Source organism: Paracraurococcus lichenis, assembly GCF_030657435.1.
Taxonomy (GTDB): Bacteria; Pseudomonadota; Alphaproteobacteria; order Acetobacterales; family Acetobacteraceae; genus Paracraurococcus; species Paracraurococcus lichenis.
This window is the reverse complement of the sequence record NZ_JAUTWS010000139.1, coordinates 1-8,097: the sequence shown is the minus strand read 5'-3', so window position 1 is coordinate 8,097 and position 8,097 is coordinate 1. Positions and strand designations below refer to the sequence as shown.

General features: G+C 64.5%; 6 protein-coding genes and 2 pseudogenes. 5 read left to right on the top strand and 3 right to left on the bottom strand.

Features of this window, described 5'->3' with window-relative positions:
• Nucleotides 1–978, bottom strand: a pseudogene (locus tag Q7A36_RS36910) (selenium-binding protein SBP56-related protein); the annotation flags it as partial.
• 297 nt (nt 979–1,275) lie between these two features.
• On the opposite strand from Q7A36_RS36910, the pseudogene Q7A36_RS36905 reads away from it, so the two are divergent.
• A pseudogene (locus Q7A36_RS36905) lies at nt 1,276–1,707 on the top strand (transposase); the annotation flags it as partial.
• Nucleotides 1,708–1,789: 82 nt separating this feature from the next.
• Here the strand turns inward: Q7A36_RS36905 and Q7A36_RS36900 are convergent.
• On the bottom strand, nt 1,790–2,014 hold the full coding sequence (locus Q7A36_RS36900; RefSeq protein WP_305108790.1) for a hypothetical protein: 225 nt from the start codon (nt 2,012–2,014) through the stop codon (nt 1,790–1,792).
• Between the two features lie 138 nt (nt 2,015–2,152).
• On the opposite strand from Q7A36_RS36900, the gene Q7A36_RS36895 reads away from it, so the two are divergent.
• From Q7A36_RS36895 to Q7A36_RS36880, 4 genes are all read left to right on the top strand, one after another.
• Nucleotides 2,153–3,341 (top strand): IS3 family transposase gene (locus tag Q7A36_RS36895; RefSeq protein WP_305108789.1). Its coding sequence is split into 2 segments (ribosomal slippage): nt 2,153–2,454 and nt 2,453–3,341, totalling 1,191 coding nucleotides; the frame shifts between segments, so codons are not numbered across the junction.
• 76 nt (nt 3,342–3,417) lie between these two features.
• The gene (locus Q7A36_RS36890; protein WP_305108788.1) at nt 3,418–4,347 is read left to right on the top strand and encodes a transposase; all 930 of its coding nucleotides are present in this window, start codon (nt 3,418–3,420) and stop codon (nt 4,345–4,347) included.
• 8 nt (nt 4,348–4,355) lie between these two features.
• The gene (locus Q7A36_RS36885) at nt 4,356–5,123 is read left to right on the top strand and encodes an endonuclease/exonuclease/phosphatase family protein (RefSeq protein WP_305108787.1); all 768 of its coding nucleotides are present in this window, start codon (nt 4,356–4,358) and stop codon (nt 5,121–5,123) included.
• 98 nt (nt 5,124–5,221) lie between these two features.
• The gene (locus tag Q7A36_RS36880) at nt 5,222–6,769 is read left to right on the top strand and encodes a phospholipase D family protein (protein WP_305108786.1); all 1,548 of its coding nucleotides are present in this window, start codon (nt 5,222–5,224) and stop codon (nt 6,767–6,769) included.
• Nucleotides 6,770–6,907: 138 nt separating this feature from the next.
• Here the strand turns inward: Q7A36_RS36880 and Q7A36_RS36875 are convergent.
• On the bottom strand, nt 6,908–8,097 hold a 1,190-nt coding region (locus tag Q7A36_RS36875; protein WP_305108785.1), incomplete at its 5' end, for a YihY/virulence factor BrkB family protein.

Genomic DNA, 8,097 nt, shown 5'->3' with positions numbered 1-8,097 from the left:
ATCGATGTCGGTGACGAGTGGCGGCACGGCGCCGAAGCCCTGTAGCAATGGAGGTAGATGATCCTTGGGCGCTGGCTCAGGCGGAATGGTCGCGGTCTTCTCGATGTGGAACCGACCGCCCTCCCGCCACCAGGTCCAGATTGAGCCTTCCAGGTTGGTGGTGTCGACCACGACGCCGACGAAGCCGTACTCCTTGATCGGGTCATGCGCTGGACGCACTTCCAGCGCCATCTGGTGCTGCGCCCCCAAGTCGATCGTCTGCACGTTGCGCCGGCCGCGCAGATCCCAGAAGTGGAGGCGGTGCCCGTAGCGATTGGAGAGCAAGTCTTCCGCGTCAAGCCCGTTCTCGAATTGCGGCGGTAAGGCCCACTCGCTCGAGATCATGTAGTCGCGCGGCAGGTTCCACCAGAAATCGTAGTGCCGCGTCTGCGATCCGCGGTCGATTTCCTATCGGCCGAGGATCTCAAAGCTCTCGCAATCCATGATGAAGATACCAGGCGGGCCTACGGTGCCATCCTTACCACCGCCGCCCAGCGTGCTGACATAGATTCCTTCGGGACCGCAATGGACTGTATGAGGCTGCGAGTAGCCCGTCTTTCGGAACACCTCCTCTGGCTCGATGATCTTGTGGATCTTTGCCTGGGTCGGATGCGGCTTGGTGTCGACGATGTAGATGCGTGAGGAGCGCAGTCCAGGGATGATTAGGTAGCGGCGTTCCAGGAATGCGTGACCGCTCAGCGGGGAAAGCGACGATGAGCAGGCGTTCCAGCCGAAATGGTGGAACTCGTCCCCGGTGTTCGGCATCGCCACTATGTGGACGACCTCCCGGTAAGTCGGCGAGCCTGGATCCACGTCGATGATGGTTAGAGCGTCCGATTTTGAGGCGTCCGGCGAGAGCAATAGTGTGTAGGCAAAGTTTTCCGGTGGTGCCTCCATCGCAAGCTTCGGCGACGGGTGGAAAGTAGGATCGGGCCGCATGCTCATGGCAGAGCCTCCGAGCTTCTCCCCGCGGTCATTTGTGCCCGCGGCGGTTCCAGTCTCCACTTGTTGGCCCGGCAGTTCCACGAAAATCGCCAAGAAGCCCCGTGCTTCTGTGACGCGGCGCTTCTCATTGAGGTACGCATGACGGAAAGCACGAGGTTCTACCGCCGAGGTCTGCCGGCCGGTCGCAGTCGCGCCCGAGCACATCACCATAACGCACGAGGGCCTGCGGATCTCATGCGCCAAGTCCGATCAGGCGGGCGGGAAGCCGAGCTCGGCATCCTGCGCGGCTGACAGCGCTGCCAAGTTCACAGGGCTCGCAACATCGCGGATCGTTTGCCGAAAGCGCTGCAGGCGCCGGACCGCCGGGCGCTGCGGCAGGCTTGGGAGCTGGACGATGCGGTCAAGGCCGAGCGGCTGCTGCACAAGCTGGCGCGCACCCTCGAGCCCCACGCACCCGGCGCCGCCGCCTCGATCCTTGAAGGCTTGGACGAGATCCTCACAGTAGTTCGGCTGGGGCTGCCGCGCGAGCTGCGTCGCTCGCTGGCCTGCACCAACATCGTCGAGTACGTTATGGACTCGGTGCGGCGCGTCTGCCGCAACGTGATGCGCTGGCGCAGTGCCGACATGGCACTGCGCTGGACCGCCGCGGCGATGCTCGAAGCTGCCAAGGGCTTCCGCAGGCTAAAGGCGAAGCGGCATCTTCCGGCGCTCCGCGCCGCATAACGTCACCTCAGGCCGCGCTGCCCACCCTTCTCAACATTGGTCGGGAAATCCCCGGCGCGGAACGTGAGAGATTCTCCCCGCCCTACTCCGGCAGAGTTCGGAACCACTTCCGCACTTCCGACGGCGCCAGAATGCCCCGGGCCTCCAGCGCCGAGAAGATAGTGTCCGGGTCCTCTAGCACGCCGACCATGAGCCGCCCGCCCCCTCCGTGCAGGACGAGGTCGACGGCATTGGCCCGACGCTCAATGATACCGCCTACAACCTCGACGGCTTCATCGGGTTCGTAGTCTCTGATATCTGCGATCATTGCCAGACGCTAACACAGTGCTGTCGGTCAATTGCGTGCCTCCAGTGCCGCAAACAGAGTTCGAGCCGACGGTGACGGTTGGACCTCCCCGCAGATGGTGGACACCGCTGCTAAGCTCGAGAGGAGCAAGGTGTCCCGATGGCCGGCAAGACGAGGCGGAACTTCACGGACGAGTTCAAGGCGAAGACGGTGGCGTGGCTGGAGAGCAGCGACCTGCCGTTGTCGCAACTATCCCAGGAACTTGGCATTGAGCAGTCAATCCTGCGGGCTTGGCGGCGCAAGCTACGGCCATCAGGCGTACAGTCACCACGTCCCGCCACCGCGAGCAGTAATGGTCATGCAGGGACGGTGCCTGCGATCACCGCCGACCAGGCTGAGATCCGCCGCCTGCGCCGCGAGCTTGAGCGCGCGCAGATGGAGCGCGACATTTTAAAAAGGCCATCGGCATCTTCTCGGGACCTGCGAAATGAGGTTCCGCTTCATCGACGAACACCGCCAGACCTTCCCCGTCCGGGTTCTGTGCGAGGTGCTGGAGGTTTCTCCGGCCGGTTACTACGCCTGGCGTGGGCGGCCGGAGAGCGGCAGGACCACCGCCAACCGCGAGTTGCTCGGCGAGATCTGCCGTGTCCACGAGGCCAGCCGCGGCCGCTACGGCAGCCCGCGCGTGCATGCCGCTCTCCGCGCCGAGGGCGTCCGGGCCGGGCAGCATCGGGTAGCCCGCCTCATGCTCCAGCACGGCATGGCCGCGCGTCGCTCGCGGCGTGGCCAGCCGCGCACCACCGACAGCCGGCATGCCCTCCCGATTGCCCCAAATCTGCTGGAACGGCGCTTCACCGCGCCGGCGCCCAATCGGGTATGGTTGGCCGACCTCACCAACATCCGAACAGGAGAGGATTGGCTCTATCTGGCCGTGGTGCTCGACCTCTTCAGCCGCAGGGTCGTCGGCTGGGCCATGGCCGACCACATGCGCGGCGAGCTGGCGCTCGCCGCGCTCCACATGGCCATTGCGCGCCAGCGACCGGCTCCCGGTCTGATCGCGCATTCTGACCGCGGATCGCAATATGCGGCATCCGACTACCGGGTGGCCCTTGCCGGCATCGGCGCCCGCGCCTCCATGAGCCGCAAGGGCGATCCTCTCGACAACGCGCCGATGGAAAGCTTCTTCAAAACCCTCAAGGCCGAGCTCGTCTACAATGCCGAGTACGCCACCCATTCAGAAGCGCGCCGCGACGTGTTCGCATTCATGGAGGTCTGGTACAACCGGCAGCGCCTCCACTCGGCAATCGGCTACATTACCCCAGAGCAAATGGAACTGACCGCAGCCTGATCACCCTTCACAGCCCGCTGACGAAGTGGCCGTGGCTTGATTCCGTTGGCTCCAGGACGCGAGCGGCAGGTGTGGCATGGCGCTGGGACGGCAGAAGGGCCGGCAGTCGGATCTGCTGGTGACCTGGGCGGAGATGCCGCGCTCGCCGGGGCACGTGTTCTACGACCGACTGCAGGCTGAACTGCTCAGCGCCGGGTTCGACGGCTTCGTTGAGGGCCAGTGCGCAGCCTACTACGCTGCGCGGCAGGGCCGACCCTCGCTGCCGCCGGGGCGGTACTTCCGCATGCTGCTGGTCGGATACTTCGAGGGCATCGACAGCGAGCGCGGCCTGGAGAGGCGCTGTGCCGACAGCCTGTCGCTCCGCGAGTTCCTTCGCCTCGGCGAACGCGAGCCGGTGCCGGATCACTCCTGGCTGTCGCGCACTCGCGCCCGCCTGCCGCTCGAGGTGCACGACGCGGTGTTCACCTGGGTGCTGAAGCGCCTGACTGAGCGTGGCCTGATCAAGGGCGAGCGGATCGGCGTCGACGCCTCGACTATGGAGGCCAACGCCGCCCTATGGCTCCACCCTCTCAAGGTTCAGAGCCTCCGGCAAACCCAGGGCGGTTCAGCGCGGCGGAGCGGCATGTCCTCCGGGGCGTGCGCGAGCACCGTGCCGCGATGGCCGACCTCTTCGGCCTTGCGCTGTCCGAAGCCGAGAATGGAAGACATTCTCGCGGCAGTCGCCCGGAAGGGAACACGGGGCGCCGCTCATCCCTTCTTCGCCAGAGCAAGGTTGCGGGCCAAACTCAAGCTGAAGGCCGCCGCTTGGATTATCGGCAGGGCAACCAATCTGAACTGGCAGTTATGCCCCGCACGCCTCCTTGGAGTTCAACGCCTTTGCAGATGCTGGATCAACTGTGCCGCGATGCGTCCATCGCATCCGAGAAACATTGCAAAGTTTTTCAAGGCAGAGACAAAACACCCATTCGCGTATCGGACCCCATCAGACTTCCCAGTCCGAATCTGATAGGTTGTTTGCCGTCGGGCCCGCGCCAGCTAAGAGTTGCATCTTACAATATTCATAAATGTGTTGGAACTGACGGAAGATTTGATCCCAACCGCACTACGACGGTTATCGGTGAGCTTGGCGCCGACTTGATCGCACTGCAGGAGGTCGACCGACGGTTCGGTCGTCGTACGGGTTTGCTGGACGTCCGGGCGCTCCAGCGTGCGACGGGCCTTGTGCCAGTGCCGGCATCAGAACTGCCCGATGGTCTCGGCTGGCATGGTAATGCGCTTCTGGTGCGTCCCGGCACTTCCTGGCAACTTCGACGGCTCGACCTGCCGGGAGTTGAGCCGCGCGGGGCTGTAATTGCCGAACTCACCTTACCAGGTGGTGGTGAGCCGTTGCGCGTAGTCGCGGCGCATTTCGGGCTCCTTCGGAGATGCCGTACCCGGCAGGTCGAAGCGATCCTCAAAGCGATCACTCAAGGGGCTCGGATCCCGACGCTGCTGCTTGGGGATTTGAACGAGTGGCGTTCGGATCGAGGCCGCTCCTCCTTATACGCACTCGAACCTCTCTTCGGTTCGGTTGGCTGGGGCGAGCCGAGCTTTCCGTCCCGTCGGCCCCTCCTCGCGCTCGACCGAATTCTCGGCTGTTCTCGCGCCCATGTACGGTCGGTCGAGATCCACAACAGCCCACTGGCGCGTGTCGCCTCTGATCACCTCCCGCTCAAGGCTTGCGTCCAAATCGGCGTATCTGATCCACATCCACACTCCACCGGACTGGCCGAGGCGGCCTAATCCGATGTCATGCAGTCGCTCGCGTTCAACGGCGAACTGCTAGCCGTGTTGGCCGTTGTTAATCCGACACAGAGCTAAGCGGATGTCGGAGGCGTCGCATGCGGGATAGGTTGGAGGCGCTGGTAGGGGAGATCGCGCCGGCCGCCACGACTACTGCCGCTCCGGTGTGCCACTCACTTCAGCCGGCGGTCGCCACAACGGGGCCGGGCCATGTCCGCAGTACAGCTCTTCACCGGCCCAGCGACATCGCCGCCGGGGTTTCTATGGTGGCGGACGGGCGAGAGGCCTTTGCGCTGCGTGCAGCAGCGGCGCAGGCGGCCTGCCGTAGCCTCGACCTGCAGTATTATGCTTGGCACAGTGACTTGACGGGCCGGCTGCTGGCGCGCGAGGCACTATCTGCAGCCGACCGAGGCGTCCAGGTTCGTATGCTGCTCGATGACGTTTTCGCGCTTGGCAGAGAGCGCACCCTGGCTGCGCTCGACACTCACCCTCGCGTGGAGGTGCGCCTCTTCAACGGCACGCGCTGGCGTCGCTTCGGCCGCCTGGGCTTTGCGCTGGAGCTACTGCTCGGCGGCTGGCACCTGAACCGCCGCATGCACAACAAGGCCTGGATTGCTGATGGGCAGCTTGCCATCGTCGGCGGCCGCAATGTGGGAGACGAATACTTTGACGCGGCCGAGACCTTCAACTTCCGCGACCTCGATCTGGTTGTCGTCGGTGCCACAGCCGGCGCGGTCGCGTCCGCATTCGAGCGGTATTGGTCGAGCTCGCTCACGCGGCGCGCTGGCGAGCTGAGTGCGGCGTGCGACGCGGAAGGTGGCCTGCCAGCTCTTCGCAATATCCTCGAGGCCGCGGCCAGTGAACCTGCGGCAGGCGCCTTCTTGGCGGCATGCCCAGATGGCGCCAGCCTCTCGCGGCACCTCGGACGTCGCCTCGTGCCGGTAGCAACAGGTGCGATGCGGGTCGTAACCGACCCGCCGGAGAAGGCCCGGCGTGGGCTCGGGGCACGCCGCCGCGCACGGGCCGCTGGAGGGCTCGGGCCAGAGGTGGCCGAGGCGCTGCGCGGCTCGCAGCACGAGGCACTGCTAATCTCGCCCTACTTCGTGCCTGGCAAGGCCGGGCTGGACCTGCTCCTAAGTCTTGTCCACCGCGGTGTGCGAGTGTCGGTGGTCACGAACTCACTAGCCGCAACCGATGTCGTGGCCGTGCACGGGGGCTATGCGCGCTACCGCCGCCGATTGCTCGAAGCGGGCGTCGAGATATTCGAGTTGAAACCCAGTGGTGCCGAGCCGGCGAGCATGTTTGGTTCGCGGGGCGCCAGCTTGCATACTAAGGCTCTCGCCGTGGATGACGGGTTGGTCTGCGTCGGCTCCTTCAACTTCGACCCACGGTCTGCGGCGCTGAATACCGAAATGGGCATCTTTGCCGACCATCCAGCGCTGGCGCGGGCATTGCGGGCCGAGCACGTCCGCCTTGCCGATCCGGTGCGTAGTTGGCGTGTAACGCTGGAGCGGGGGCGCCTTGCCTGGATCGATTGCGACGTACAAGGGCGGCGGCGTGCCTTGTCAGACGAACCCGGGGCTTCGCTGCAACGACGCCTCCTAGCCGGGTTGGTCCGCATGCTACCGATCGAGGAGCAGCTCTGAAGCGCCTTGTCACCTTGATGGTCTAGACGTCCCCCGACGACTTTGCATGGTCTCTCGGTTTGCAGGAGCAGGTTGCAAACCGAGGAATGGGAACCGCCTCAACCCTCTCTCGGTCGACAACGTCGGAACGCCGGCACTTTAGCCTCGACGCGGTCGATGATTGCGTTCCGCCCTCGACTGATGCTTCATCAGACCTTGCACGATCCCGCTGATGACGATTGGGAGCAGGGCAACAAGAAGCTGCAGGATGGCATTGGGTGCGCGCCCCACTGCTGGCGCGGATTGCGGCTGCAACCAGCGTCTCTCGACGTCCGGGGCGAGCACCGCATCGGCTGGCTTCGCCGGCACTGGCGCCGCCTGCTTGGTCCCGTTGAGATTGGCCCAGGCTCGCGTAAACTCTGCCCCGGCGAGGAAGATCAGCGCCGAGTAATAGAGCCATACTAGCACGATGATGATGGCGCTCGCGGCGCCGAAACCAGCCGCAACATTGCTGTTTCCGATATAGAGCGCAATCAGGGTCTTGCCGACCGTAAACAGGACGGCAGTGGTGAAAGCCCCGATAAATACGTCGCGCCAAGCGAGCTTGCGATCTGGCAGCACTTTGTAGATCGCCGCAAACAGCACTGTCAGAACGCCCATTGTCACTGCGATATTCAGCACGTAGGCAAGCAACACGCCGCCCGGGAGCACAGCCTCCAACCACGACCCGAAAGATGTGATGGCTGCGCTGACCGCGAGGGAGGCGATCAGGATAAAGCCTGTCGTCGCCACCAAACCGACCGCCGCGGCCTTCGCCTTCACAAAGCGGGAGACCGTCTCGGTGATCGAGCCCGCATCCGGCACCTCAGTCTTCCAGACTGCGTTCAGCGCGTTCTGCAAAGCACCGAAGGCGCCGCCAGCGGTGAGTAGTAACGTGCCCAAACCGATCGCCACGGCCCAGCCGCCGCGCGCACCACCCATCGCCCCCTCGGCCAGCCGTCCAACCTCGCGCGCCGCCTGCTCGCCCAGCATGCTAATCATCTGAGCGGTGATGGCGTCGTCGACCTGGTCACGGCCAAAAGCGAAGCTGGCGATGCCGGTGGCGATGAACAGCAGCGGCCCGACCGAGAACAGGGTGAAGTAGGCAATACCAGCAGCCCGCGTCAAAGCGTCGTCCGCTATGAAGCCTTCCCCAGTATCCTTCAGCAATGTCCAGATCCGGCCCATGGCAAAGCACCCACGATGAACATGGCCATGGAACGGTTTGCCGGTGAAGCAGTTTCCTCGCATGTCCGAGCCCACGGCATCGGTCTCCGACGTTGCCGCAGTGCCAAAAGTGATCATCGCGG